Raw genomic sequence first — 25,009 nt, 5'->3', positions numbered from 1 at the left:
AGCCCCTTACTGGGAAAGAGCGCGGACGAGAGCACGCGCGTCAGGGTGAGAAGCCGGGGCAACTTCCGCCGGCTGGGAATCGCGCACTTCGTCAGAAGCCGGGGGCGCGAACTCCCCGATGCACAGCGCTTCTTCAACAGAACGAAGAGAAGCCTGAGTTGTGAGGTAGGCAGGGTTAGTAACCGGGCCTAGCTCCGAAACATCCATTGCAGTGATTTCGCGGACGGGAAGACCCGTTTCCGGATCGTCGTCATCTGCCCGACGCTGCCCGCCGTCCAGCACCCGGAACGTGAAACTTGAGCCCTTCAAGTCACCGCGCTTCAGAAGCTCAGCAACATCACGGCCCACCGTTGTATCCGGAAGGTCAATTTCGTAGAAGCCGCCTTCGCGGTCTTCACCAACCCGAAGCGTGCCGGACGAAGTACGCCCCAGCAGCGCCGATGAGTTGTGGTTGAACGTGGCGTATACGTCGTTCTGTCGCAGCGACGGAGCACCCGCACCCGGAACGATCCGTTCGCGAAACCCACCCAGGTCTTGCGACAGCTCGTTGAAGCGGTACGCGTATCCGCGCATAGAAATGCGCCCGTCACCCGACGAGCGCTCTTCCAGTTCCCCGACAGCAACACGAAGCTCACGCGTCTCCGTCATCTTCCTTGGGCCCTTCGTCATCCGACCCGTCCGGCTCATCGTCCGGTTCCGCAATCGGGGAATCTGCCTCAGCAGCCGGCGGAGTAGGCTCCGGCTCCGGCGCGTCCACGGCCTTAAGGTTCATCGGGACACGGAAGACCTGACCAAGCCCGTCAGGAAGCGGCGGCAAGTCCTCAGCGGCGCGCACGTCGTCAGCGCAGTAGATCCCGTTCTGAAGCCCCAGACTCCAAAGCGTCATTCGCTCCTTCGGGGCGCCGCGCTTGATTTCGTCTAGGTTGAACTTCACGAACTTTTTGCGGTCAGCCGTCTCAGCGAACAGCAGCCGGTTAAGCCCGGACTCAATGCGAGCAAGCCACGGGCGAAGGCTGAACATGCTGAAGGCAATGTTCTGCTCAGCAAGTCCGGAGCCCCACGACGTTGAGTTTGTTGCGTCGCTGATCAGGTGCGGCGGTACGCCGAAAATGCGCGCAATCTCAGGCACCTGAAACTGTCGTGTCTGAAGGAACTGGGCTTCGTCGGGGCTCATCGCCACCTTGGAAAACTTCGCACCCTCAGTCAGCAGCGCCACGCGGTGCGCGTTGTCTACCCCGGAGTTGGCCGCTCGCCACGCTTCACGGGCGCGGGAAAGACCTTCCTCAGACATGGTGCCCGGAACCTCAACCACGGCTCCCGGCATAGCCCCGTTCGCAAAAAACTTGCTGCCGTACTTTTGAGAGGCAAGCGCAAGCCCGATGGACTCACGCGCGTACGTGATGGGGGAGCACCCGACGAACTCACCGGGAAGCATCATCCCTGGAATGTGAAGGACGTCGCGCGGAGTGAACCACCCAAGCAACACTTCGTTGCCGTCCGCGTCCACGTCGAACGCCTCAAACACCTTGCGGCGAACGCCGTTCGGCTCCGTCTGCACCATGTGCACGTGGATCTTCGTTGGGTCCAGCACGTCAAGCCCAACCACGTTCGGCCCCTGCCAACGAACGGCAAGGAACGCGTTGCCCTCAAGTAGGAGTGACAGCACTGTCTGAGACAGAATGTCAATCAGCCCCATACCCCCAGGCTCAGCGTTCGGGTAGGCAATCCACGCGGGCGCGTCAACCTCCCGACGTGAGCCACCACGTGAGCTGAACACCGTAATGGGCAGCGTCGCAATCGTCTCGGAGAGCAGCCGCACACACCCGAAAACGGCAGACACCTGTAGCGCCTCATGAGGCGTGACCCGCTCGCCGCTCGCTGCCGTACTGCCGAAGCTGTACAGCGAAGGGTCATACGGCTCCCACGCGCGTTCGTGCTCAAGCTCCGGAGACTCGTCCCGCCCGAAGAGTGCAGACCAGAAACCCACCATGCCCCCATCGGGTCAGGAACCCAATCACGCGATTGGGTCAGATGTCAGAGAAGTAGTCGCCCGCATCGAGCAGGCCGGACGTGAACACCTGCCCGTCGTCCCCCTCCCAGGTCGCGACGATCGCGGTATCCGTAACGCCGTTGTCTTCGCGCCACATGACCGCGCCGTGGACGGCAAGGATCATCGCGATAGCAAGGTCAATCTTTCGACGGCTTGCCGCGTATTCCTTCGTCACCCGGGCGCCGTTCTTGTCCTCGCGGAGCACAGCGTTACCGATGTGCCGAGCAAGGGCCGGGTTACCGTCGTGGCACAACCGGGCATCCCTGCAAGCGTCGTAAACCGCCTGAGTTGCCGGGATCATGCGCTTCAATGAGTTGGTCGGAAACGCCTCAACCGGGAAGCCGTCAGCCTCAAGGTTGTCTAGCGTCTCTTCCCAGCGGTACGGGTCGGCCACCAAGTTGCGGACCCGGTACGTGTCTAGGGCTTCGTGAAGCGCGTCGCGGACGTCCGCCATGGGAACCCGCCAATGCACATCATCGGCCGGCGCTTCCCAGTGACCGAGGACGAACACTTTCAAGTCGCGTACGCGGCAAGCGACAAGGGCTGTACTGTCGCCCTTCCATGAGCCATCGAACCCACAGACAACTTCGTCTCCGGGCTCAAGTTCGTCGTCGTGCTGCACGAGCGAATCCCAAAGCCCGTGCGGCAACCACGTGCTAGCGCCACGCACGAACTGACTCAACCGGTAAATTCGGAAGCTAGCTTCCGTACTCCGCTGAGCAGCAGCCTTGAAGTCATCGGCGTTCAGAATCTCGAACGAAGGGTTGCAGCGCTTCCAGACCTCAGGGTCTAGATGGTCAACCGTCTCGCCCAGCTTCGGCCCCCACGACCGGAAGAACAGGGTGGGATCATCGGCTTCGCCGGAGTTGACACGCTCCCCTTGCTCACACAGCGCGGCAAAGGGTCCGTCCGGGTCCGGTCCGGCGGTGCTGATGATCAGGAACATGGGTTGATTACGCGCGGCGGAACCCAGCGTCAGAGCGTCAAAGAGGTCGCTGTTCTTGCTGAACGCGTACTCATCCAACGAGACCGACGAAGGGTTAAGGCCCTGTTGCCGTCCCGCGTCGGCGCTGACCACCCGGTACGTGTTGTCCTTGTACCGAATCACGTCACGCTGCACCGTGCACACAGCGGAGAGCTTCGGGCTTGCGTTGACCATTTGCTTGGCCGCGTCGAAAACCATCCGGGCTTGGTTTCTGTCATTCGCCGCAGCGATGATCTGACGTTGTGCGTCCGCCCGGTCGGCCACAAGGTGGTAGAGCATGATGGCAGCGGCAATAGTGCTCTTGCCGTTCTTGCGCGCCACGCACACACAAACCGTGCGGTGCTTGCGGCGCCACCTGCCGAACGTGTCTTGCGTCAGCTCGTACGCGTCCACGAGTAGTTCGCGCTGCCAGGGAAGCAGCCGGAACTTTTGGCCGGCGAACGAACCGGTGAGGTAGCAGAACTCTTCAATCCACTTCGCGACCCGGTAGCCCTCAGATGGGAACGGCGCGTCAGCCGGAATGTGTCGGGCGATTACACGGTCAATACCCGCTTCGGTCCACGTGACCTTTTTGAGCGCCACGCGAAACCCCCCTTAGAAGTCCTCAGGACCCGCTGCAACCTTGCGCGCCTCAGCAGCCACAAGCCCCAGCCGCATACGCGCCTCAGGGGTGAAACCAATCGCGGACTCAATGGCGCGCATCTCACGCTCTGTTGACTCCACGTACCGCAGCAGCGGGTGAGCCACGAGCTGACCCGTACTGCCTTCCTGGGTAAGCCCGTCCGCAGACACCTGCCCCAGTAGCTCCGCCCGCCGGTCGTAAAGCTCCGCGTACCGGAGGATGACGTTGCGGTCAGTGTCAGGGCTGTACGCGCCGCTACCGGCTTGCCAGACGTTCCGCCACACTTCCTTGCCCGCTGCCCCCAGGTGGCCCGGAGCACGCGGCGCACGACCTTCGTAGACCACGGGGGCGACAACGTCAGATGCGCCGTTCGCGTTTCCGGTCCGAAACTCAGGGCTCTTAGCGTGGCTCATGACACCCCCTAAACGGGCTTACCTTCCCCTTAACGGGTGCCTTCGCGGGCGGGACAAAGCAGGACAGAATCCCGTCGACCCAGGTCAGCGCAAGGGGCGCCGGCTAAAAACCGGGGCTACACCTAGCGTGCGTTTTCCGAGCTGGGGCCGGGATCGCTGTGACGTACCGGTCTGAACTTTCGGACCGCTCTCCCCTCCTAGAAGGGACGCTTTCCGAAATCCATCGCGGTCTTCGCCTTGTGGCACAGCTTGCACAGAGCTTGAACGTTCTCGTCCACGTCTTCGCCACCCTTTGCGAGTGGTACAACGTGGTCAATGTCAAGCTGACTAGGCAGGCAGAACCGAAGGCAGACGCGGCACTCAGCGCCCATGCTCTTACGCACAGCGCGCCGAAGTCTGGCCGCAGCATTGTTCCCACGAGCGATAGCCGCACGACGCTTAGCATGCGACTTCACAGAGCGACGTGCGTTGTAGTCAGCGTGGTGGGTACGGCATCGGCCCTCATGGGTAGCCCACCCCCGGCAATCCAGACAGCGCGTACGCATGGGCACCCCCCCTGTTTCAGAATGACTACACGGGAGAAGCACCCCCCCCTGCCCAATCACGTGATCAGGTTAGAAGCGTCCGCCCGTCATGAAATGCGCAGTGAGCCACGCCATGAAGGCAAGCAGCCCGAAACGGCGCAACCGAACCCAGCCCGAAGGCTTACCCGTGGAGCCCTGGGCAGTAGCGAACCACTGCCACACATGCTCGCTCAGGGTGTCGCCGGCTGACTTGTTCAGCAGCGCACGGCCCTCAATGGCGACGAACGCGCCCAGCCACGCAAGCCAAGCCCAGGTGTAGCCGCTCATCCTGAGCCCCTTTCGAAACGCGATCAGTCCGCGCGGTTGCGCGAAGAAGGAGTGTTATGCCTTCCGTAGCCCGTTACGGGGTCGCTGATAGCTCCGCGCGATAGTCCGGATTCGAACCGGTCAGGCACCCCAAGATCCCTGCATGCCCTGTGAGCGGGCAACCGACCACGCCTTACTTCTAGTCGGCACTCCGTATCGCGATGCGGGCAGGCTAACCACACCCACCCATGACACGCCCCGTCTGCCACTTACGGGCCTAAGCCCAGGTCCACGGACCAATGCGTGTCTTCCCAGCGTGCTTCCGGTTGGACTCGAACCAACGACACCCGGCTTAAGAGGCCAGTGCTCTACCAACTGAGCTACGGAAGCGCACGGGTCTCAACGTCGCAAGAAACGACGGAGAACCCGGCAACCGAGGGGACGCACTCTGACCGCCGTTGCGTATCGATACTTGATGCGCGGTGCGTTTCCCCTCTACCTATATGAAGGGAGTGAGATACCTGCCAGGCAGCGAGGCGGGGACGAGTGACGCTGTGACGAAGGGGCTCGAATCCTGGATTGCTCTCTATGTGTGTAGGTGTTAATCCAGATTTCAAGAAACTTCGTCACTACGTCACTTCTCCCAGCTCAGAGCCCGTGACGCTCTCCGCTGACCGTGACGAAGGAACTCATAGTTAGACTAACTAACGACCCATAGGCGCACGAAAAGGGCACCAACCCGGGTGGATCGGCGCCCCTTCGCTGTCCTATTTGATACGTAGCTCGTTCGCCCGTGCCTCAACGTCTGCGCGGTCGGCTTCGTCGTGGTCGGTCATGAGTGCGTCATACCGGGCTGCTACGGCTTCCCGGGGCTCCGGCGCTTCGCTCGCTTGTGTTGCCGCCGCATCGCTGACGAGTTGCTGAACGTTGAAGGCGAGTTGGTCAGCAGCGCGCCGCGCCTTGAGCTTGTTGCGTAGCTGCTCTTGCGCGCGCGTCGTAACGGGGTGCTCCGCGTCTGCGATGGCTTCAAGCTCTTTGGCGCCCTGGGTGAAGTAGTCGTTGGCCATGTTCCAGACCACGCGGTCTTCGTTCAGCTTGAAGACACGTCCGCGCTTAGCCCGTTTGATTCGGATCGTGACCCCTGCCTCACGGAGCATGTCCCGCCGGCTCTTGTCGTCAGCGTCCCGCCACGCGTCCGCGATGGTCACGCCCAGTTGGACGACTTCGGTGCGTGCCGGTCGCGCTTCGCGAGTCTCAAGCTCCGCAAGGCGTGCGTCAAGGGCCGTTGCGCGCCGCTTCCATGCCGCTTGTGCTGCCTTGCTCTCCTGCTGCCCTTGCTCGCCCATGTGGGCTTCGTATTCGGCCGTTGTGGCGTCGATTTCAGGTTGCGGGTCATACCCGGGAATGTAACGCGTCTCTGTGAGCTGCATTCCTCCGACAGCCGCTAGGAACCGGTCCCGGACGTACTCTTCCGCCCATTCGAGCTTCACGCTTGAGGGTGACGGGCACTTTTCCCCGCGTCCCCACGAGCCACATTTGTAGACCTCGGAAATGCCCTTACTGTTCGCGGACGGGCGCCCGACAGACATGTTTTCCCCGCAGCCATCGCACAGAATTACGCGCAGCAGCATTGCCACGCTGTCAACGCGGAACCACTTTGTCTTGTCGGGGTTGTGGTCCGTGAAGAGCGCCCCTACGGCGTCGAATTCCTCGCGCGTGAGGATTGGTTCGCGGGTCGCCATGATCGGGGCGCCTTCGCTGTCGCGGACGGGCCCGTTGTCGGTCATTTTCCAGCCGAGCAAGGTTTCCGATGTGAGTAGTTTTTTAATTGTGTTGTGGCGCCATTTGAACTTGTCCTTTTCGATCTTTTCGCCCGTGCTGTTGCCCACCTTGCCACCGGTCTTGCGGCCCTTTATCAGGCTCCAATGGTCGCGCGGCGATAGAATGCCCGCCTCGTTCAGCTCGGCGGCGATGGCTGAAGCGGTCTTGTCGCGCATCAGTTCCTTGATGATGCGCATAATGACCTTGACGGCTTTCTTGTCCTGTACGAGCGTCATTCCCCCGTCAGCAAGCGCTTCGGGCAGGTATCCGTACGGGGGGCGAGAACCACGCCAACGAAGCGGCATGACGCGCATTGCTGCCTGAGCGCCGGTGACGCGTTCCCGAATGGCCTGAGCTTCCATTTGCGCGGCGAAGGCGAACAGCGTGACCATGAGTTGCGCCATTGGGTTGAGCGCGTCGCGGAAATCCAGCACCAATCGCCCGCCCGGACCTTCAGCGAAGACGATCATCTTGCGGTTGTCGCGCGCCCATTTTGACAGCTCGTGCATGTCGTCCATGGATCGAACGGCACGGTCAAAGCGCCAAAAGACCAACGCGTCGTATTCGCTGGGGCGTTTGAGCCAATCGCCCAGCTCCGGCCGCTCGAACGGCGTTGTCTTGGACGCGCTGACACCCAGGTCTACCGCTTCGCGCCCTGCAAGGTCGATGTTCAGGGCTCCGGCGGCAAGGTGGTTCGCGTCTCGCTGACGTTCGGGGCTCGTGGTTTCGTCCGTGAGTACGGACAGGCGGAGGACGGAGAGGCCGCGCAAGGTGGTAGTCATGCCCCCCAGTGAGGGAGTGAGATACCCGCCGCTGACCTGCGGTTTTGCCATCATGGGCAGGGGACTCCTGAAGTGTCAGTTGTCTCCCTCCGGGTTCGCCAGCGTGCGCCAGTTCAACGACACGATCCGGCAGATCTACGCCCGTACCCCCAGCGCCCTGCGCGCGGAGTCGGGTACCGGGCTGGGCGCGGGCGTCCGGGACGGGAACCGGTCCGGGATTCCGCTCCGGCTCGCCCACCGGGGACCGTACGCGGCCCGGGAGGTCTTCGACCTGCTCGCCGCCGATACGGTCAGGCGGATCGAGGAGATCAGCGGTGAACCGGGCCACCGGACCTACCGGCGCACGCTCACGCTTCCGTACGGCGCGGGCATCGTCGCCGTCGACGAGGAGTCGGCCGGGCCATGGCTGGAGGCCAGGATCCACCTCACCGATCTCCGCGACCTGACGACCGCCGTGCAGCGGCTGCGCAGGCTGCTCGATCTGGATGCCGACCCCTGTGCCGTCGGTGAGACGCTCGGCGCCGATCCGCTGCTCGCACCGCTGGTCGCCGCCCGCCCCGGGCTCCGCTCGCCGGGCGCCGCCGACCCCGACGAGTTCGCCGTACGCACCCTCGTGGGCCGTGCGGCGGCCGAGGAACTGGTCGAGCGGTACGGGAAGGTCCTCGACGTCCCCTGCGGCGGGCTGACCCATCTCTTTCCTGAGCCGGGATCGCTGGCCGGCTCCGCAGGTGACCCCGCCCTGCGGGCCCTGGCCGCCGCGCTCGCGGACGGCGAGGTGCGGCTCGACGCCGGGGCCGACCGGGACGAGGCGGAGCGGGCGCTGCTGCGGCTCCCGGGCATCGGCCTCCGCGCAGCGGCCCTGATCAGGATGCGGGCGCTCGGCGATCCGGACGTGGACCCGGACGGGACACCGGAAGGCGAAGCGTGGCGGCCCTGGCGTTCGTACGCCGTACGCCACCTGGAACTCGACGGACAGCGCACGCCCGCCTGACGCACGCGGGCAGCCCCGACGCGGTACGCCTGCGGCCGTCTCCGCGTCGGCGTGGAGCTGCCGCTCCCGCCCCTGATGCCGATGGCGGGACCCGTACGCGAGCGCATGGACGGTCAGCCCCAGATGACCGCGACCAGCCACGCGCCCGCCACCAGCAGGCAGACGAACAGCTCCACGAGCACCGAATAGCCCGTCGCCCGCATGACGGAACGCACCGACGTCCAGCCCGCGCCCCGGCTGCCCAGCCGTAGCCTCTCGGCACCGTAGATCGCCCCGACATACCCCACGACCGCGCCCACCACCGGCACGACGAAGAAGCCGAGGATCGCCGCGATCCCGCCGAGCGTCAGGGTCCCGCGCGGCGCACCGGAGGCGCCGGGGCGGCGCGGTGGCAGCAGCGGTTTGAGTGCCTGGTTCAACAGGAGCAGGGCCGTTGCGCCGATCAGTACGGCCCAGGCGTCCTGGCCCACGTCCGTCAGGGCCCACCACAGCACGGCGGACCAGACCATCGCCGGCCCCGGCACGCCCGGCACCAGCACGCCGACCAGCCCGAGCAGCATGACCACGCCGACGGCGACGAGCTGCCACACACCCATCCCACCACCCTGCCGGAATCCACCGGGCCCCGCCTGTCAGCGCAGGTCCGAGAGGGCGCGGGAGCCGTACGGTCAGGCGCGTGGCGTACGGGCCACCCAGCCCCGTTCGTACGTGTGCCAGCCCAACTGCAGCCGCGTCGACACCCCGGTCAGCTCCATGAGGCCCTTGACCCGTCGCTGGACGGTCCGCAGCCCCAGATCCAGTTGCTTCGCCACACTCGCGTCCGTCAGCCCGGCCAACAGGAGCGACAGGATCTCCAGATCCGTCGGATCGGGTCCCGTCGTCTCCTCCCGCACCCAGCCGCTCTCGCCGAGCCGCAACGGCATCGCATCCCGCCACACCGCTTCGAACAGGCCCGTGAGCGACTCCAGCAGCCCACTGGCATGGACGACCAGAGCGGCGGGTTCCGCTCCGCGTCCGGTCAGCGGCACCATGGCGAGACTGCCGTCGGCGACGACCAGCTTGGTCGGGACCCGGTCGACCACCCGGCACTGCTCGTTGCGGCTCAGGGCGGCCGACAGCTCCAGTATTCCCGACGGCAGCCCCAGCACTTCGCGCTCGACCACGACGCGGTAGGACACCCCGCGGTTCGCCGCGCGTTCCTCGGGCTCGTTCTCCATGCCGGTCACCGCGATCGGCATGCCGGTCACCAGGGCACAGACCTCCGACACCGCGCCGAGCTGCAACTGATGGAACCGGTGGGTCACCGCGCTCGCCCCGGTCACCACCTCCACCAGATCGTGCACGGCGGGCTCGCTCGCCTCCGCGCGGTACTCCTCGGCGAGCAGGGACGCCGCCAGCTCCGCCTGCTCCAGCTCGTGCCGCTGCTGGATGAGCAGGGCGCCCAGGGCCACCCCGGGTGGTGCGGCCACCCAGCGCCCGGGCCTCGCCGACGACTGGGCCGCGAGGCCCTGGTGCTCCAGCCGGCGCAGCGCCCGCTCCGTGTCCGTCTGCGGGAGCCCCAGCCGGTGCGCGAGATCGGAGACCTCCGCAGCCCCCGCCGCGACGAGCACGCGGTACGTCGCTTCCTGTCTCTCGTCGAGACCTATCGCACTCAGCATCCTCGACCCTCCCCGGACATGGCGGTCGCACGAGGTGCGTTCCGGACGACCAGCCGTGGCGGGAAAGGCCACGGCGTAAACCCGCCGCCTACATCATCCCCCGTGCGGGTGACCACTCTGCCAATGTGGCGCCACCGCAGCACCAATCACCTCTGGAACGTGGCGGCTTGTGCCGCTTCAGTACGGAATGAACCAGGGAGAGCGATGCGCCCGATATCGCGCACGGCGCTGGGAGTGGCCACCGCCGCCGTCCTGGCCGTCACCGCGACCGGCACCGTCCGTGGCGTCGCCACAGGACGACGCGAGCGCCAACAGGCCCCTGACCGGCAGCGCGGCCGCGGTCGCGGGGACCGCCGCACCGGTCACCGTCACGCTCGTCACGGGCGACCAGGTCCTGGTGAGCGCCGACCGCGCGGGCACACATCGCCGGTATGCAGTGGGCCGTCGACAACGAGGCCGACGTCGTCTCCATGGCAACTCCGTCATCCAGACCGTGGTCGCCGCGTACGGCGTGCGCTGACCACGTCCCGACCGGTCCGCCGGGCGTCCCTCCCGTGGGGGGTTGGGCCTCCCGGCGGACCTCTTTTCCGGATGACCCGTTTTCGTACGCCCCTCGCGGTGGACAATAAGGGCATGAGTCAGCAGGGGGATTGGCCCGCCGCCCATGAGGACGACTGGTGGCGCAGGCTGTACGACGAGACCGCGCCGGACACCGGGCCGAGCAGCGCGGCCGACAGTCTGGACGACCGCTTCGACTCCGCGTCGGACGCGGTGGGTCCTGCGGCCGACCGCGTGGACGCCGGTCGTGAACCGGAAGCGGAGCCGGCGCGGAAGCCGATGCCGGAACCGATGCCGGAACCGATGCCGGAACCGATGCCGGAACCGGTTCCCGGGTGGGAAACGGCGACGGAGGCGGCGCGGGAGCCCGAGCCACCCGTCGCTTCGCCATCAGTGTCGCCACCGCCCGCCGTGTCGCCACCCGTCGCGCCACCGCCCGCCGCTGCACCGCCAGTTGCTCCGACGCCCGCGACTTCGCCGCCCGTGATGGCGGTCCGGGCGCCGTGGGAGCCGCCCTCCGGATTCCCGCCTCCCCGCAGTTTCCCCGCACCTCCGCCTCCACCGGCGGCCGAGGTGACCGCCGACGCGGCCGACCGGGAACACCCCGCCACCCGTACCGCCGACACCGTGTCCGACCCGGTTGCCGTCCCCGCCGCCCGCCCGCCGCTCGACTACCTCGGCGACCGGCCGCCCACCTATGACGCCGAACCCTCCGCCCTGCCGGCCTCCAGTTCCATGGATCTCCAGGGGCTCGTCCCCGACACGGTGCTCGACGGCGCCCGCTACGGGACCTACACGCTGCGGGCCGCCTCGGTACGCGGCGACTCCGCCCGCTTCCGGGGCGAACCCCGGCGCGACGCTCTGCTCACCGCCCGTTTCGGCGCCGCGGAGAGCGCCCTCGTACTCATCGCGATCGCCGGCGGTGCCCGCGCGGCCGAAGGGGCGCAGCTCGCGGCGGCCGATGCCGTCCACTGGATCGGCGGAGCCGTCGGCCGTAGTTACGCCAGACTCTCCGCAGACATAAGGGAGGGCCGTCGCGGCGACCTCAAATCCGGACTCCACCGCCTCACCGACCGCACCTACGGCAAGCTGCGCGCGCGGGCGGCCGAACTCGGCCTCGAACCCGACGCGTACACCGCGAGCCTGCGCTGTCTTCTCCTGTCGGCCGATCCGCAGTGCCGCACCCGGGTCTTCTTCGGTGTCGGCGCGGGTGGTCTCTTCCGGCTCCGCGCCGGTGTGTGGCAGGACCTCGAACCCCGTGTTCCCGACCCCGCGGCCCTCACCGGTGACGCCGTCGTCGGCTTCGGTTCCGCGCCGCCGTCCGGCGGGGCGGAGGGCGAGGAAGGAGCCGAAGGGGACCGGCTGACCATGGACCTCCAGATCACGACAGCCCCGTCCCCGTACGTCGAGAGCCCCGTCCCGCCGCCGTCCGAGCCCTTCCGCTTCCGCGCCTCGGTCGCCTGCCCGGGGGACACCCTCCTGCTCTGCAGCAGCGGCCTCGCCGAACCGATGCGCGGCGAACCCGCCCTCGCCAAGGAGCTCGCCGAGCGCTGGTCGTCCGCCGGTCCGCCGGGACTGGCCGGCTATCTCGCGGACACCCAGCTCCGGATCAAGGGGTACGCCGACGACCGCACGAGCGCCGCCGTCTGGGAGGCGTGATCACCCGGGCCATGGGTTGATGGATTCCACAGGAGCACGGAGCACAGTGGAGAGGGTGCGCACCCATGGCCAAGCAGAACGTGTCGGAGCAGTTCGTCGACATCCTCGTGCGGGCGGGGGTGAAGCGGCTGTACGGCGTCGTCGGCGACAGCCTCAACCCCGTCGTCGACGCCATCCGGCGTAACGCGGCCATCGACTGGATCCAGGTCAGGCACGAGGAGACCGCCGCGTTCGCCGCCGGTGCGGAAGCCCAGATCACCGGCAGTCTGGCGGCCTGCGCCGGCTCGTGCGGGCCCGGCAATCTGCACCTCATCAACGGCCTCTACGACGCCCACCGCTCCATGGCACCGGTGCTCGCCCTCGCCTCCCACCTCCCGTCCGGCGAGATCGGTCTCGGCTACTTCCAGGAGACCCATCCGGAGCTGCTCTTCCAGGAGTGCAGCCACTACAACGAGATGATCTCCAACCCGCAGCAGATGCCGAGACTGCTCCAGACGGCCATTCAGCACGCCATCGGCAGGGGCGGCGTCAGCGTCGTGACGATGCCGGGCGACATCGCCTCACGGCCGGCCCCGGAGAAGTCGATCGAGCACGCGCTCGTCACCACCCGGCCGACGGTCCGGCCGGGGGACGGGGAGATCGAGAAGCTCTGCCGGATGGTCGACGAGGCGAAACGCGTCACCTTGTTCTGCGGCAGCGGCACCGCGGGCGCGCACGCCGAGGTCATGGAGTTCGCGGAGCGGGTGAAGTCCCCGGTCGGGCACGCGCTGCGGGGCAAGGAATGGATCCAGTACGACAACCCGTTCGATGTCGGCATGAGCGGGCTGCTCGGCTACGGGGCCGCCTACGAGGCGACTCACGAGTGCGACCTCCTCATCCTGCTCGGCACCGACTTCCCGTACAACGCCTTCCTCCCGGACGATGTGAAGATCGTCCAGGTCGATGTGCGCCCCGAACGCCTGGGCCGGCGGTCCAAACTCGATCTCGCGGTCTGGGGTGATGTCCGCGAGACGCTGCGCTGTCTGACCCCGCGGGTGAAGGCCAAGACCGACCGCAAGTTCCTCGACCGGATGCTGAAGAAGCACACCGACGCGCTGGAGGGTGTCGTCAAGGCGTACACCCGAAAGGTCGACAAGCACGTACCGATCCACCCGGAGTACGTCGCCGCGGTGCTCGACGAACTGGCTGACGAAGACGCCGTGTTCACCGTCGACACCGGTATGTGCAATGTGTGGGCGGCGCGCTATCTGACCCCGAACGGCAAGCGCAGGGTCATCGGTTCGTTCAGTCACGGCTCGATGGCCAACGCACTGCCACAGGCGATCGGCGCACAGTTCGTGGACCGTGACCGGCAGGTCGTCTCCATGTCCGGTGACGGCGGATTCACCATGCTCATGGGCGACTTCCTCACCCTGGTCCAGTACGACCTTCCCGTGAAGGTCGTCCTCTTCAACAACTCGTCCCTCGGCATGGTCGAGCTGGAGATGTTGGTGGCCGGACTGCCCTCGTTCGGGACGACGAACAAGAACCCGGACTTCGCCGCCGTCGCGCGGGCCGCCGGAGCCTACGGGGTCCGCGTGGAGAAGCCCAAGCAGCTGGCGGGCGCGCTCAAGGGCGCCTTCAAGCACAAGGGCCCCGCCCTCGTCGACGTGGTCACCGACCCGAACGCGCTGTCCATCCCGCCGAGGATCAGTACCGAGATGGTGTCCGGCTTCGCGCTGTCCGCCGGCAAGATCGTGCTGGACGGGGGAGTGGGCCGGATGCTCCAGATGGCCCGCTCCAACCTCCGTAACGTGCCACGCCCCTGAGGTCTCTGGCGCCCATGAGCGGGGTCCGGCTCACGCCGGTCACAGCGGGGTACGCCGGGCCAAGCCAGGCCGATCTGGCAGAGTTGGTGACCCGCCCGGACCTTGCCAAGGATCTGGCCTCCGCCGGACGGCCCCGGTTCTTCAAGAGCGTCGGAATGGGCTGGGGGGACTTGGTGGTGGCCGCCGCGGTCCACCGGAACGCACGTGCCGGAACGTGATATCCACAGCTCGGAAACGGCAGGTCCGATCGGCAACGTGACATTGTATTCTGTGACTCCGCACGGTGCTGGAGGAACACACATGGCCCGCCTGACGTCGCTCAACGTGATCTCGGCGCAAGAGCATCTGCGTGACCGTGTGGCCCATGCCCTGAGAGCGGCGCTCATCGCCGGGGAGCTTCGTCCGGGCACGATCCATTCCGCTCCTGCGCTCGCCTCCCAGTTCGGGGTCTCGGCCACTCCTGTACGCGAGGCCATGCTCGACCTGGCCCGGGAGGGACTGGTCGAAGCGGTACGCAACAAGGGTTTCCGGATCACCGAGCTGACCGAGCAGGATCTCGATGACTTCACCGAGCTCCGCGCCATGATCGAGGCCCCGACGGTCGGCCGCATCGCCCGGATGGGCAAGGCGTGGCAGTTGGAGGAGCTGCGGCCGCTCGCCCTGGAGATCGTCGAAGCCGCCCGGGCGAACGACATCCTGGCCTACCTGGAGGCCGACCGGCGTTTCCACCTCGAACTGCTCGGGCTGGCAGGAAACCGCCGACTGGTGGAAGAGGTCGGCGACCTGCGCAAGCGTTCACGGCTCTTCGGTCTCAACCGGCTCGCCGAGACAGGGCAGTTGACGGCCTCGGCGGAGGAGCATGTCCAGCTCCTCGACGTGATGGTCGCCGGAGACGGGCCGCGCGCCGAGGCGTTCATGCTCGCTCATATGTCACATGTCCGAAAGCTGTGGGCGGCCCCCGGAGCGGAGGAGTCCGAGGATGCGCCGGCCAAGCAGGTATGGCTCGACCTCGACGGCGCCTGAGCGTCGTTGATGGCCCGTCGGCGGTGCGTTGCGGCGCGGACGAAACGAAACGAGCCGTGCCCCGTCCTCAGGAGCCAGGGCTTCAAGGGCTGACGTGAGCAACATCTCCCGTTCATGGCCCCTTCGACGATGACCCGTATAGCGGCCGGGTAGAAGGCTCGGCATCGTTCGGGTGCGGTGATGTCGGCGGTGTAGAGCGAATCCACCTCCACTCCGACCTCGGGAACCAGCAACTGCGCCCGTTCCAGGGCCCGTTGTCACTAGGTGCTCGGGATTCGGGATTCCGGCGGCAGTGGCATGGGCGGCCCACTCCGTGAGGTCAGGTCTCTGTCGGGCTATCGCTCCACCAAGTCTGGTGCGGCGGCGAGTTGGCGTGCAAATGAAGGTTGTGCGACATCTTCCATAGCCATGTGACATGTGCAATTGTACAGCCCGCAGGAGGAGAGGTCGTGCTCATGCCACAACGTGAGTGCAGTCGGACGACCCTGTTCGTCTTCACCTCTCGCTCCACCCCCCTACGGCCGCGCAACCGCCGCGCGGCCAACACACCGCTGGGAGGCGGAACGTGAAGAACCGAATGGTTCGACAGAGATTCACCGGGCTGTCCACCGTGGCTCTGGCAGCTTGTCTGGGCGTTGGGCTGCTGTCCGCGCCGAGCCAGGCAGCCGAGCCGCGCTCCCTCGTGGCCGGGGCGGCCACCGCGACGATTGCCGGCGCCGGCGCCGGCGCCGAGATCAAGGCCGAGGTCCCTTCGCAGGGGCCGGGTGGTCCCGCCGCCGAGGCGCTCACCGCGCCTGCCGACGAGGCCGACCACGCCGATCGTGCACCCCTGAAGCCCGCGGACCGAGGCCCCCTGTCCGCGTCGAAGGACGCGCTCAAACGGGACTACGACCAGCCCGGCAGTACGGACCCGAGCCACCCGGCGCCCTCCATGAAGGCCGCGGCGCGGGCCAAGGCGAAGTCAGCCGGAATCGCTGCCGTTGCCGCGTGCAATGTCACCGACTTCACCAGCCGAACCGGCAGCGCTCTCGTCCAGCAGGTCAAGACGTCAACCACCGACTGTGTCAACACCCTGTTCGGCGTGAAGGGCAACGACGGCTATCTCGCCTTTCGCGAGGCACAGATGGTCACCATCGCCCGCGCCCTGCGCGACGGCTCGGCGTACTACCCGGGTGACAGCAGTACCGGTATGCCACAGCTGGTGCTCTTCCTCAGGGCGGGCTACTACGTTCAGTACTACGACCCGTCGACCGTGGGCAGTTACGGCCCCACGCTTCAGGCCGCCATCCGTGGCGGGCTGGACGCCTTCTTCGCCTCCTCGCGCTCATCGGATGTCACCGACGCCAACGGGGAGACACTGGCCGAGGCCGTCACGCTGATCGACAGCTCCGAGCAGAACGCCCGGTATCTGTACGTGGTCAAGCGGCTGCTGGCGGGCTACAACTCCTCGTACAACAGCTCCTGGTACATGCTGAACGCGATCAACAACGTGTACACGGTGACATTCCGCGGCCATCAGCTGCCCGAGTTCGTCCAAGCGGTGGAAGCTGATCCCAGCCTGTTGAGCGCCCTCCACGAGTTCGCCTCGGCTCATCTGGACCTGCTGGGTACCAAACAGTCGTACCTGACCTCCAACGCGGGCCGGGAGCTCGCCCGCTTCCTCCAGGAGTCGTCACTGCGCGACAGGACCGCGCCGCTGGCTGCGGCGCTGCTCAAGAAGAGTTCCATCACCGGCCGCACGGCACCGCTCTGGGTCGGCGTCGCCGAGATGACGGACAACTACGACAGGGCCAACTGTGCGTACTACGACACCTGCAACCTGGTCACACGACTCAAGAGTGCCGTCCTGCCCGTCGATCACGCCTGCAGCGACAGCATCCGTATCCGGGCGCAGGACGTGTCGGCGACCGACCTCGCCGCCAGCTGCACGAGCCTGCGCAACCAGGACGCCTACTTCCACGACATCACCAGGGACGGCGGACCGGTCAGCGATGACCGCAACAGCACCATCGAAGTAGTCGTGTTCGACTCGAGCGCGGACTACCAGACCTACGCCGGAGCGATCTTCGGGATCGACACCAACAACGGCGGAATGTACCTGGAGGGAGACCCTGCCGCCGCGGGCAACCAGCCCCGCTTCATCGCCTACGAGGCCGAGTGGGTCCGGCCCGTGTTCCAGATCTGGAACCTCAACCACGAGTACACGCACTACCTCGACGGCCGCTTCAACATGTACGGGGACTTCGGGGCCGGCCTCACCACGCCGACCATCTGGTGGGTCGAGGGCTTCGCGGAGTACGTCTCGTACTCGTACCGCAAGGTCACCTATGACGCCGCAATTGCACAGGCCGCGAAGCGCACCTACACCCTGCGCACCCTCTTCGACACCACCTACGAGAACGCCGACCAGACGCGGATCTACAGCTGGGGATACCTGGCGGTCCGCTACATGCTTCAGTCGCACCGCCCGGACATCGACAGGCTGCTCGGGTTCTACCGCAGCGGCGACTGGAACGCCGCCCGCACCCTGCTCACCTCCACCATAGGCAACCGTTACGACGCCGACTGGAACTCCTGGCTGACCGCCTGTGGGGCAGGGGACTGCGGCAGCACCGGCACTCCGCCCCCGGATCAGGGACCGGAGTGCACGGCCCACGACACCAGGCAGCTGGACAAGGACTGCAAGCGCAGCGGTCTGACGGCGACCACCGGCAACTACGCCTATCTGTACCTCTATGTTCCGGCGGGCACGACCGAGCTCAAGATCACCACCGCGGGCGGTACGGGCGACGCCGACCTCTACTACAACACCAACAGCTGGGCGATGGTGTCCAGCTACACGTCCCGGGCGACCGGCGCCGGGAACGCACACACCCTGACCGTGCTGAATCCGAAGGCGGGTGCCCACTACATCAGCCTGCACGCCGCCCAGGGCTTCGGTGGCGTGAGCGTCTCCACCAGGTACTGAACCCTCCGGGGCTGAACTGACCCGGCCCGCGCTCGGGTCAGTTCAGCCGCAGCGTGTCCGGGCCCGCGCGCTCCCTGATGATCTCCACAGCCGGTCGAAGAGCGTAGGGCCGCGGCCCGCGAGAAGTCGCCGTCGTCCGGGGTTCCCGTTCCGCCGCTCAGGCAGTCCGCGAACGCGTCGAGGTTGCGGCCGAAGTAGCCCCCGGGGCCGTTCACGGCGTCACCGATCACCTCCCAGAACCGCTCCAGGCCGGTCACCTGGACCCCTCGATCACATAGACCACGGTCATGTGTGGAGCGTACAAGTCCGGCCTCCTCGCAGGGCCGGGGGATCCGCGCCGCAGGTGGGGTGTTGCGGCGCGGATCCGGACCGGGTGGTTCGTGCGCCTGTGCCCCGCGGACGCGCGCCGTTCACATGGTGACGGGTCGGAAAGCGTGAGTGTCCGCCTGCGGGGCATGCATCCCGGGAAGGTGTTCGAGGGTTGTGGAACGAAGGAGGTCGATTCACTGTGCGGGCGGGGGAAACGATGAGTCATCGAGGGAGCCGGTCGGTCCAGTTGCGTCGCAGACTGGGGCACGCCGACCTGTCAGGGGTGGGGGAAGTGCGGCGGGCGCTGCGGGATTTCCTGCGCTGCCGGTCCGAGCCAGAGGCGGCCGAGGTGGCGGAGCTGCTGCTGAGTGAAGTCGTGACGAACGCGCTGATCCATACGCGCCACGGCGCTGTCGTGACCGTGACAGCGGGGCCGGAGAAAGTGCGCGTGGAGGTGCGGGACTTCATGTCCGGGGCAGCACCCAAGCCGTACGTACCGAACGCCGACGACGGTACGCACGGCAGGGGTCTGATCCTGGTTCGGAGCCTGGCGGACGCCTGGGGTGTCACGGCGCAGATGCTGGGCAAGGTGGTCTGGTTCGAGCTGAACGGTGTGAACGCGACCGCGTGAACCGCTCAGCGGGAGGCCCTGACACGGCCTCCCACCGGGACGTGCTCAGCCGAACTGCTGCTCCAGGTCCTTGAGTTTCTGCTCCAGCGAGTCGAGCCGGGGCAGGGTCTGGGTGTCGTCCTCGGCGGTGAGGTCGATGGTCCTGGGGTCACCGATCGCGGCCGGCGCCGGGGGGATCGGAGAAATCGTGGAGTTCTGCGCTCCCTTGGAGCTCGCGCCGGTCACGGCTTCCAGGGATGGCCGGGGCCGCAGGGGCAGCTGTCCCGGCTCTGTTATGGCGGGCTCCGCGACGCCCTGGGCTGCGGCGCCCTGGGGTGGCACGAGGGCGGGTACGTCCTGCTGTCCGCCGCGACCGCCTCGCCCCCAGGCCCGGCTCTGCCGGTTCAGGGCCTTGATGTGGGCCCGGTCCAGCTTCTCCTGGCCTCTTCTGCGGAGCCGGTCCTGCTCCTTCTCCCGTCGGTCCTCGCGGACCTCGTCGACCGCCTCGTCCAGGGTGCGTACGCCTTCGAGGAGCATCAGCGACCAGGCGCCGAAGGTCTCCCTGGGCGCCCGCAGCCACCGTACGATCCGGATCTGGGGCAACGGGCGTGGCACCAGGCCCTGTTCGCGCAGGGCGGCCCTGCGGGTCTGCTTCAGCGCCCGGTCGAAGAGCACCGCGGCCGAGAGCGACATGCCCGCGAAGAAGTGCGGGGCCCCCGCGTGGTCCATGCCACGCGGCGCGTGCACCCAGTTGAACCAGGCGGCGGCGCCGGCGAACGTCCACACCAGCAGCCGGGAGCCGAGTGCCGCGTCGCCGTGGCTGGCCTCTCGTACCGCCAGCACCGAACAGAACATCGCGGCCCCGTCGAGGCCGAACGGGACCAGATACTCCCAGCCTCCGGAGAGGCTGAGGTTTTGCCGGCCGAAGCCGACGAGCCCGTGGAAGGAGAGTGCGGCGGCGACCGCGGCACAGCAGAACAGCAGCACGTACGAGGCGGTGGCGTAGAGCGCCTCCTTGCGCCGGCGGCGGTCCTCGCTGCGTTCCCAGTTGTCGTCGGCCGATGCTTTGCCGGCGGCGCGCTTGCCGCGTGCGACCACCGTCACTGCCGCCATGACCCCCACGAGCAGTACGGCGCCCGGAAGCAGCCAGTCAAGCGATATGTCGGTCAGTCTCATGCGCGGTCCCTTGCGTCGCGTAGGGCGTTTCGGGCGCCATCGTGACGGAAACACCGCCCGGCTCAGGCGGTTTCGGGGTAAGAGAACGCCATTGGGGTGGCGAGGCATACGGATGAGCGGAATGTTCTCGAACGGCCTTACGGAGAAGCGTAGTCACGTTCGAAGGTGAGTCACCGGGACGGGAGTGTGGATCAGGATGCGGGCGTCAGCTTCCGTACCCGGTCGGCATCGCACGTCCGGGGACAGGTGACGCAGGTGTCCTCGGGGCGCAGTGTGTAGAAGAGGCAGCAGCTCGCCCGGTCGCGGGTCGGCAGTGATTCGCCCTGCGGGCCGGTCAGTTCACGGAACCCCGCGGTGCCCACGTACGGCTTGGTGGTGCCCGGCAGGAGCAGCTCCAGCTCCGCCATCGCCCGGCGCTCCTCGCCCAGCAGATGCGCGATGTACCAGAGCCCCTCGACGACCTCGTCCGTCGCCATGCCCCACAGGGCCCGCCTGCCACGCCGCATGCGCGGCCCGAAGCCGTCCAGCACCGGGCCCAGGTGGTCAGCCACGGCGTCCAGCACCTCGGCACGCAGCGCCGCCTCGTCGGGGACGACCCGGGCGCCGGGCAGCGAGGCCGCGGGGTCGTCCGGCAGACAGGCGAACTCCCTCACCCGGACGGTCAGGTGCCCCAGCGCGCGCTGGAAGGCGACGTCCTCGACGGGGACGCGCGGCACCCTGCGGTGCAGGAACCACGGCACGGTCACCAGCAGACAGGCCGGCCACGCGTAGCGGTGCAGTCCGAAGCTGGCCACCACGTCCGGGCGCGCCTGCTGTCCGTAGTCCCGGAGCACCTGCGCGTTGTCCCACGCGAGGAAGGCGTCCAGGGCGGCGCCGCCCCCGGCGAGCTCCGCCGCGCCCACCCAGCCGGTGCCGGAGGGCGCCGCGGCGTCCTCCGCGAGCACCTCGGCACGCAGGCCGGGAAAGACCTCGGCCAGGCGTGCGTACGCAGCGGCCACGGAGGATGCCGCAGTGCCGGTGAACAGCGTGGTGAAGGTCATGCAGGGACCACCGAATCGAGATCGTCTAAAGGTTAGCCTTACCTTACCCGACCTGATCGATGTGTGAACCGGGGCTTCCTCCGCCTATCGTGCACACCGGGCATGGCGCACGTGAGCCGAGCCCACGGCAGGCCGAGGAGGTCCGGTGGAGCAGGGCAGTGCGCGTGAGGACTCATGGCTGTCGTACGCGGGCACCACACCCCCGGGGGTCCCGTCGGCGAGGGTGCACGAACAGGCCCGTGGAGAGCACACCCACAGTGAGCCACCCGCCCCCCGTACGGTCCAGCGGCACTCGGTGCGCGGCCAGATCCTCGACGCGCTGCGGGCCGCTCTCGTCGACGGGGAGCTCGCCCCCGGCCAGGTTTACTCCGCCCCGGCGCTCGGTGCCCGGTTCGGTGTCTCCGCGACGCCGGTGCGCGAGGCGATGCAGCGGCTGGCCACCGAGGGCGCCGTCGAGGTCGTACCGAACAGGGGCTTCCGGGTCAGCGAGCGCGGGCCGCGCGAACTGGCCGAGCTGGCCGAGGTGCGGGCCCTGATCGAGGTTCCCGTCATGCTCAGGCTCGCCCGTACCGTCCCCACCGGCCACTGGACGGCGCTGCGCCCGCTGGCCGACGCCACGGTCGCGGCAGCCGCCGTCGGTGACCGCGCGAGCTACGCGGAGAGCGACCGGGCCTTCCACCAGGCCGTCCTGTCGCTCGCCGGGAACCACCAGCTGGTGCAGGTCGCCGACGACCTGCACCGAAGGTCCCAGTGGCCACTCGTCAGCAACCCCGCCACCCGCCGCGCCGACCTGCTCGCCGACGCCGTGGAGCACACGGCGCTGCTCGACGCGCTGATCGCCCGGAACCTCGACGTCGTGCAGTCGCTCGTGCGGGAACACTTCACCGGCGCGGAGAGCTGACCGGCGCGGTCATCTGACCCGCCAGGCCCCCGCCGCGTCGCCGAGCGGACGGGCCTGCTGCGGCAGCGCCGGTTCCAGCTGCGGGGCCAGCCAGGTGGGTACGCCGCCCAGCAGCCGGAACAGCCGTCCCGCCTCGGCCCGCAGCCGGGCCGCCTGAGGCTCCGGTTCGGCGTCTGCGAGGGACATCAGCGCGGGAGCCGTACCGACGAGGTAGCCCAGCTCCTCCCTGATCCGCAGCGACTCCGTGAAACCGTGCCGCGCCTCGGCCAGCTCACCCTCGCGCAGGGCGAGCGAGGCGAGATGGCGCCAGGTGAAGGAGAGCAGCAGCTCGTCCTCCTGGGCCGTGGCACCCGCGTGCGCCCTGCGGTACGCGGCGCGGGCGGACTGCGGCGAATCGGCGATGTTCTGCGCGATCAGGCCCCGGCGGAAGTCCAGCAGCGGCCGTCCGGCAGCCGCGGGGGAGAGCAGGGCGGCGGCCCGGCTCAGGGCCACGCTCGCCTCGTCGGCCCGGTCCCGTACCCCGAGGAGCGTCGACGCGTAGGCCAGGTGGCCACGCTCGCAGGCGGCGGCCCCCCGCTCGGCGTCGTCGTGGGCCAGGGCCTCGGCGTTGCGGAGCGCGTCCTCGGCGTCCGTCCAGCCCTTCGCGGTGTACAGACACCGCTCGGTCAGCAGTGCGGTGCGCTGGAGCGCGGCAGCCGGATCGGTGGCCGCGTGTGGTGCGAGCAGAGCGGCCGCGTCCGTCCAGCAGGCGCGCGAGCGCAGTCGCCATACCGCTGTCTGGAGCGGCGGATCGTCATCTGCTGTCGTTCCGGAACCAGACATGGCGGTATGCGCCACATTGCCCTCCCCGAGCACGCCGTCGAGCTGTTGAGTCTGGGCGCATCTCAGCACGGAATGGCACGCCGGGCCAAGGGGTCCGGGCAATGTCAGGTGAAAGATTTCACAATCGGCCGGAACGCCGTGCCGCCGCCCGGCCCCCCGGGGGTCAGCTCATACGCAGGGCGAGGAAGAAATCGAGCTTGTCCTCGAGGCGCGAAAGGTCACGCCCCGTCAACTGCTCGATCCGCCCGACGCGGTAGCGCAGTGTGTTGACGTGCAGGTGCAGCCGGGCCGCACAGCGGGTCCACGAACCGTCGCAGTCCAGGAACGCTTCCAGGGTCGGAATCAGCTCCGCGCGGTGGCGTGAGTCGTAGTCGCGCAGCGGGTCCAGCAGCCGCGCCGTGAACGCCCTGCGGACGTCGTCCGGGACGAAGGGCAGCAGCAGGACGTGTGAGGCGAGCTCGTGGTGCCCGGCCGCGCAGACCCGGCCCGGACGGGCCGCGGCGACCCGGCGGGCGTGCCGCGCCTCCTCCAGTGCGCCGCGCAGCCCCTCGGCGGAATGCACGGCCGCGCTGACACCGAGTGTCAGCCGGCCGTCGTCGGCGAGACCGGCGGCGAGCGGTTCACGGACGGCGGCGAGCAGAATGTCGGCGTGCAGCGCGGGATCCTGCTGCTTGAGGGCCGCCGGTCCGGCCCCGGAGGCGTCGGCAGTGGCCGCATCGGCGCCGTGCGCGGGCATCGCCGGCAGCGGTACGAGGGCGATGGCCTCCTCGCCCATGTGTGCGACCGCGATCCGGTCGGCCGTGTCGGGGCCCGTCACCGCGGGGTCGACCAGGATCTCCTCCAGCAGTGCCTGGGCCACCGGGCCGCCCGCGATGTCCTGCGCCGTGCCCGTACCCGCCGTGCCCGTACCCGCCGCGCCCGTACCCGTGCCTGCCGTGCCGTCCTCGGCCCATTCGACCCGGGCGACGACGACCTGCCAGTGCGGAGCCGTGCCGAGACCCGGAAGGAGCACCGGGGCGGCGACCCGCAGTCTGGCCGCGATCTCGGTGGGAGCGGCGCCCGCCTGCACCAGTTCGAGGACCTCCTGGGCCAGCCTGCGGCGTACCGTGCGGGCCGCGTCGCGCCGGTCCCGTTCGACCGCGATCAGCTGGGTGACGCCCTGGAGCAGGTCGAGGCGGGCGGCCGGCCAGTCGGCCGCGTCGGCCTCGACCGCGAGCAGCCAGTCGGCGAGCACCGACTCGCGCACATCGCGTGAGGGCGGGACCGCGCCCCGCCCGGTGTTCCGGATCGGGAACAGCGAATACGTCGTACCGTCCACCGTCGTCCGATGGGGACCCCGGCGGCCGGTGCGGGTGGCGGCGAGATGGTGTCCGGCCAGCGAGGCGCCGACGGGGCCCGGCAGGGACTCGCCCGCCCCGGCGATCCGGCGGCCGGTGGGGGAGAGCACCCACGCGCGAAGGTCCAGGTCGGAGGTGAGCAGGTCGAGGACGACCTCGGGGCCGCCGCCCGTCGGCCCCGACGTCATCAGTCTGCGGTGGCGGTCCACGACCGCGGCGAGGTCGCCGGCCCGCTCGCCGGAGACCTGGCGCACCACGTGCTCGGTGATCGTTGCAAATGCCACGGTCTCGTTCACGGCGAAGAGTGGAAGGCGGTGGTGCCGGCACGCCTCGATCAGATCGACGGGGATGTCGCCGAGTTCCGCCTCGCCCGCCGCGAGTCCGGCGACCCCGGCACCCGCCAGGATCCGGACGAACGGCTCGGAGTCCGTCGCGTCACGGCGCCAGGCCAGCCCCGTGAGCACCAGTTCACCGCCGGAGAGGTAGCGGCTGGGGTCGCGGAGGTCGGTCGTCATGACCCCGCGGACCGTGCGGTCCAGCTCGTCGTCTCCGCCGAGCAGCCGCAGGCCCAGCGCGTCGGTGTCCAGCAGTGCGCGCAGCCGCATCTCGTTGCCGCCGATCTTTTTCGTTGGTGCGGGGGGAACAG

Annotated in this window: 21 protein-coding genes, 1 tRNA gene and 1 pseudogene; 8 read left to right on the top strand and 15 right to left on the bottom strand. The window is 68.1% G+C overall.

The features are described 5' to 3' along the window. Nucleotides 1-6: 6 nt before the first annotated feature. From F0344_RS04700 to F0344_RS04665, 8 genes are all read right to left on the bottom strand, one after another. Nucleotides 7-648 (bottom strand): HK97 family phage prohead protease, encoded by a 642-nt coding sequence (locus F0344_RS04700; RefSeq protein ID WP_185297559.1) that lies wholly within the window; start codon nucleotides 646-648, stop codon nucleotides 7-9. After that, nucleotides 632-1,990 carry a phage portal protein gene (locus F0344_RS04695; RefSeq protein ID WP_219732106.1) on the bottom strand — a complete coding sequence of 453 codons (1,359 nt, stop codon included), beginning with the start codon at nucleotides 1,988-1,990 and terminating at the stop codon, nucleotides 632-634. The genes F0344_RS04700 and F0344_RS04695 overlap by 17 nt, the downstream gene beginning before the upstream one ends. Nucleotides 1,991-2,027: 37 nt before the next feature. Then, nucleotides 2,028-3,617, bottom strand: a complete 1,590-nt coding sequence (locus tag F0344_RS04690; protein WP_185297558.1) for a terminase large subunit domain-containing protein — start codon at nucleotides 3,615-3,617, stop codon at nucleotides 2,028-2,030. Nucleotides 3,618-3,629: 12 nt separating this feature from the next. Then, nucleotides 3,630-4,001: a phage terminase small subunit P27 family gene (locus F0344_RS04685; protein ID WP_374940142.1), complete on the bottom strand. Its 372-nt coding sequence runs from the start codon at nucleotides 3,999-4,001 to the stop codon at nucleotides 3,630-3,632. 266 nt (nucleotides 4,002-4,267) lie between these two features. Beyond that, on the bottom strand, nucleotides 4,268-4,441 hold the full coding sequence (locus tag F0344_RS35415) for an HNH endonuclease (protein WP_258050237.1): 174 nt from the start codon (nucleotides 4,439-4,441) through the stop codon (nucleotides 4,268-4,270). A gap of 243 nt (nucleotides 4,442-4,684) precedes the next feature. After that, entirely contained in the window at nucleotides 4,685-4,921 is a 237-nt protein-coding gene (locus tag F0344_RS04675; RefSeq protein ID WP_185297555.1) for a hypothetical protein, read from the bottom strand. Nucleotides 4,922-5,217: 296 nt separating this feature from the next. Further along, nucleotides 5,218-5,290 (bottom strand) — tRNA-Lys (locus F0344_RS04670). Between the two features lie 377 nt (nucleotides 5,291-5,667). Then, nucleotides 5,668-7,503 carry a recombinase family protein gene (locus tag F0344_RS04665; protein ID WP_185297554.1) on the bottom strand — a complete coding sequence of 612 codons (1,836 nt, stop codon included), beginning with the start codon at nucleotides 7,501-7,503 and terminating at the stop codon, nucleotides 5,668-5,670. 88 nt (nucleotides 7,504-7,591) lie between these two features. Between F0344_RS04665 and F0344_RS04660 the strand changes: the two are divergent. Then, a pseudogene (locus F0344_RS04660) lies at nucleotides 7,592-8,494 on the top strand (AlkA N-terminal domain-containing protein); the annotation flags it as partial. A 113-nt stretch (nucleotides 8,495-8,607) separates the two neighbouring features. On the opposite strand, the gene F0344_RS04655 reads toward F0344_RS04660, so the two are convergent. Together F0344_RS04655 and F0344_RS04650 are read right to left on the bottom strand one after the other, a co-directional pair. Then, nucleotides 8,608-9,090 carry a DUF456 domain-containing protein gene (locus tag F0344_RS04655; protein ID WP_185297553.1) on the bottom strand — a complete coding sequence of 161 codons (483 nt, stop codon included), beginning with the start codon at nucleotides 9,088-9,090 and terminating at the stop codon, nucleotides 8,608-8,610. Nucleotides 9,091-9,162: 72 nt separating this feature from the next. After that, on the bottom strand, nucleotides 9,163-10,152 hold the full coding sequence (locus F0344_RS04650; protein WP_185297552.1) for a helix-turn-helix transcriptional regulator: 990 nt from the start codon (nucleotides 10,150-10,152) through the stop codon (nucleotides 9,163-9,165). Between the two features lie 280 nt (nucleotides 10,153-10,432). Between F0344_RS04650 and F0344_RS35410 the strand changes: the two genes are divergently transcribed. From F0344_RS35410 to F0344_RS04625, 5 genes are all read left to right on the top strand, one after another. Next, on the top strand, nucleotides 10,433-10,672 hold the full coding sequence (locus F0344_RS35410; protein ID WP_258049667.1) for a hypothetical protein: 240 nt from the start codon (nucleotides 10,433-10,435) through the stop codon (nucleotides 10,670-10,672). A gap of 113 nt (nucleotides 10,673-10,785) precedes the next feature. After that, nucleotides 10,786-12,369 (top strand): protein phosphatase 2C domain-containing protein, encoded by a 1,584-nt coding sequence (locus F0344_RS04640; RefSeq protein ID WP_185297551.1) that lies wholly within the window; start codon nucleotides 10,786-10,788, stop codon nucleotides 12,367-12,369. 65 nt (nucleotides 12,370-12,434) lie between these two features. Next, nucleotides 12,435-14,177: a pyruvate dehydrogenase gene (locus F0344_RS04635; protein ID WP_185297550.1), complete on the top strand. Its 1,743-nt coding sequence runs from the start codon at nucleotides 12,435-12,437 to the stop codon at nucleotides 14,175-14,177. 300 nt (nucleotides 14,178-14,477) lie between these two features. Continuing rightward, nucleotides 14,478-15,200 (top strand): GntR family transcriptional regulator, encoded by a 723-nt coding sequence (locus tag F0344_RS04630; protein ID WP_185297549.1) that lies wholly within the window; start codon nucleotides 14,478-14,480, stop codon nucleotides 15,198-15,200. Nucleotides 15,201-15,777: 577 nt separating this feature from the next. Next, nucleotides 15,778-18,168 (top strand): M9 family metallopeptidase, encoded by a 2,391-nt coding sequence (locus F0344_RS04625; RefSeq protein WP_185297548.1) that lies wholly within the window; start codon nucleotides 15,778-15,780, stop codon nucleotides 18,166-18,168. Here the strand turns inward: F0344_RS04625 and F0344_RS36715 are convergent. Then, a complete protein-coding gene (locus F0344_RS36715) occupies nucleotides 18,108-18,383 on the bottom strand; it encodes a barstar family protein (protein ID WP_258050236.1) in 276 nt (91 codons plus the stop codon). The two genes, F0344_RS04625 and F0344_RS36715, sit on opposite strands and share 61 nt — an antisense overlap. 353 nt (nucleotides 18,384-18,736) lie before the next feature. Here F0344_RS36715 and F0344_RS04615 point away from each other — a divergent pair, with 353 nt between their 5' ends. After that, nucleotides 18,737-19,108, top strand: coding sequence for an ATP-binding protein (locus F0344_RS04615; protein WP_258050235.1), 372 nt, complete (start codon nucleotides 18,737-18,739; stop codon nucleotides 19,106-19,108). A 45-nt stretch (nucleotides 19,109-19,153) separates the two neighbouring features. Here the strand turns inward: F0344_RS04615 and F0344_RS04610 are convergent, their stop codons facing one another. Further along, the gene (locus F0344_RS04610) at nucleotides 19,154-20,263 is read right to left on the bottom strand and encodes a DUF2637 domain-containing protein (RefSeq protein ID WP_185297546.1); all 1,110 of its coding nucleotides are present in this window, start codon (nucleotides 20,261-20,263) and stop codon (nucleotides 19,154-19,156) included. Nucleotides 20,264-20,454: 191 nt separating this feature from the next. Beyond that, on the bottom strand, nucleotides 20,455-21,303 hold the full coding sequence (locus F0344_RS04605) for a (2Fe-2S)-binding protein (protein WP_185297545.1): 849 nt from the start codon (nucleotides 21,301-21,303) through the stop codon (nucleotides 20,455-20,457). A gap of 145 nt (nucleotides 21,304-21,448) precedes the next feature. Here F0344_RS04605 and F0344_RS04600 point away from each other — a divergent pair, with 145 nt between their 5' ends. Continuing rightward, complete coding sequence (locus F0344_RS04600; protein ID WP_185297544.1) at nucleotides 21,449-22,204, top strand: GntR family transcriptional regulator; 756 nt, start codon at nucleotides 21,449-21,451, stop codon at nucleotides 22,202-22,204. A 9-nt stretch (nucleotides 22,205-22,213) separates the two neighbouring features. Here F0344_RS04600 and F0344_RS04595 read toward each other — a convergent pair whose 3' ends face one another. Next, nucleotides 22,214-23,026 (bottom strand): hypothetical protein, encoded by an 813-nt coding sequence (locus F0344_RS04595; protein WP_185297543.1) that lies wholly within the window; start codon nucleotides 23,024-23,026, stop codon nucleotides 22,214-22,216. A 163-nt stretch (nucleotides 23,027-23,189) separates the two neighbouring features. Continuing rightward, nucleotides 23,190-24,968: a PucR family transcriptional regulator ligand-binding domain-containing protein gene (locus F0344_RS04590; protein ID WP_185297542.1), complete on the bottom strand. Its 1,779-nt coding sequence runs from the start codon at nucleotides 24,966-24,968 to the stop codon at nucleotides 23,190-23,192. Nucleotides 24,969-25,009 lie beyond the last annotated feature (41 nt).

This window comes from Streptomyces finlayi (genome assembly GCF_014216315.1).
Taxonomy (GTDB): domain Bacteria; phylum Actinomycetota; class Actinomycetes; order Streptomycetales; family Streptomycetaceae; genus Streptomyces; species Streptomyces finlayi_A.
The sequence above is the reverse complement of the archived record's forward strand: the minus strand, read 5'-3'. Positions and strand labels throughout refer to the sequence as shown.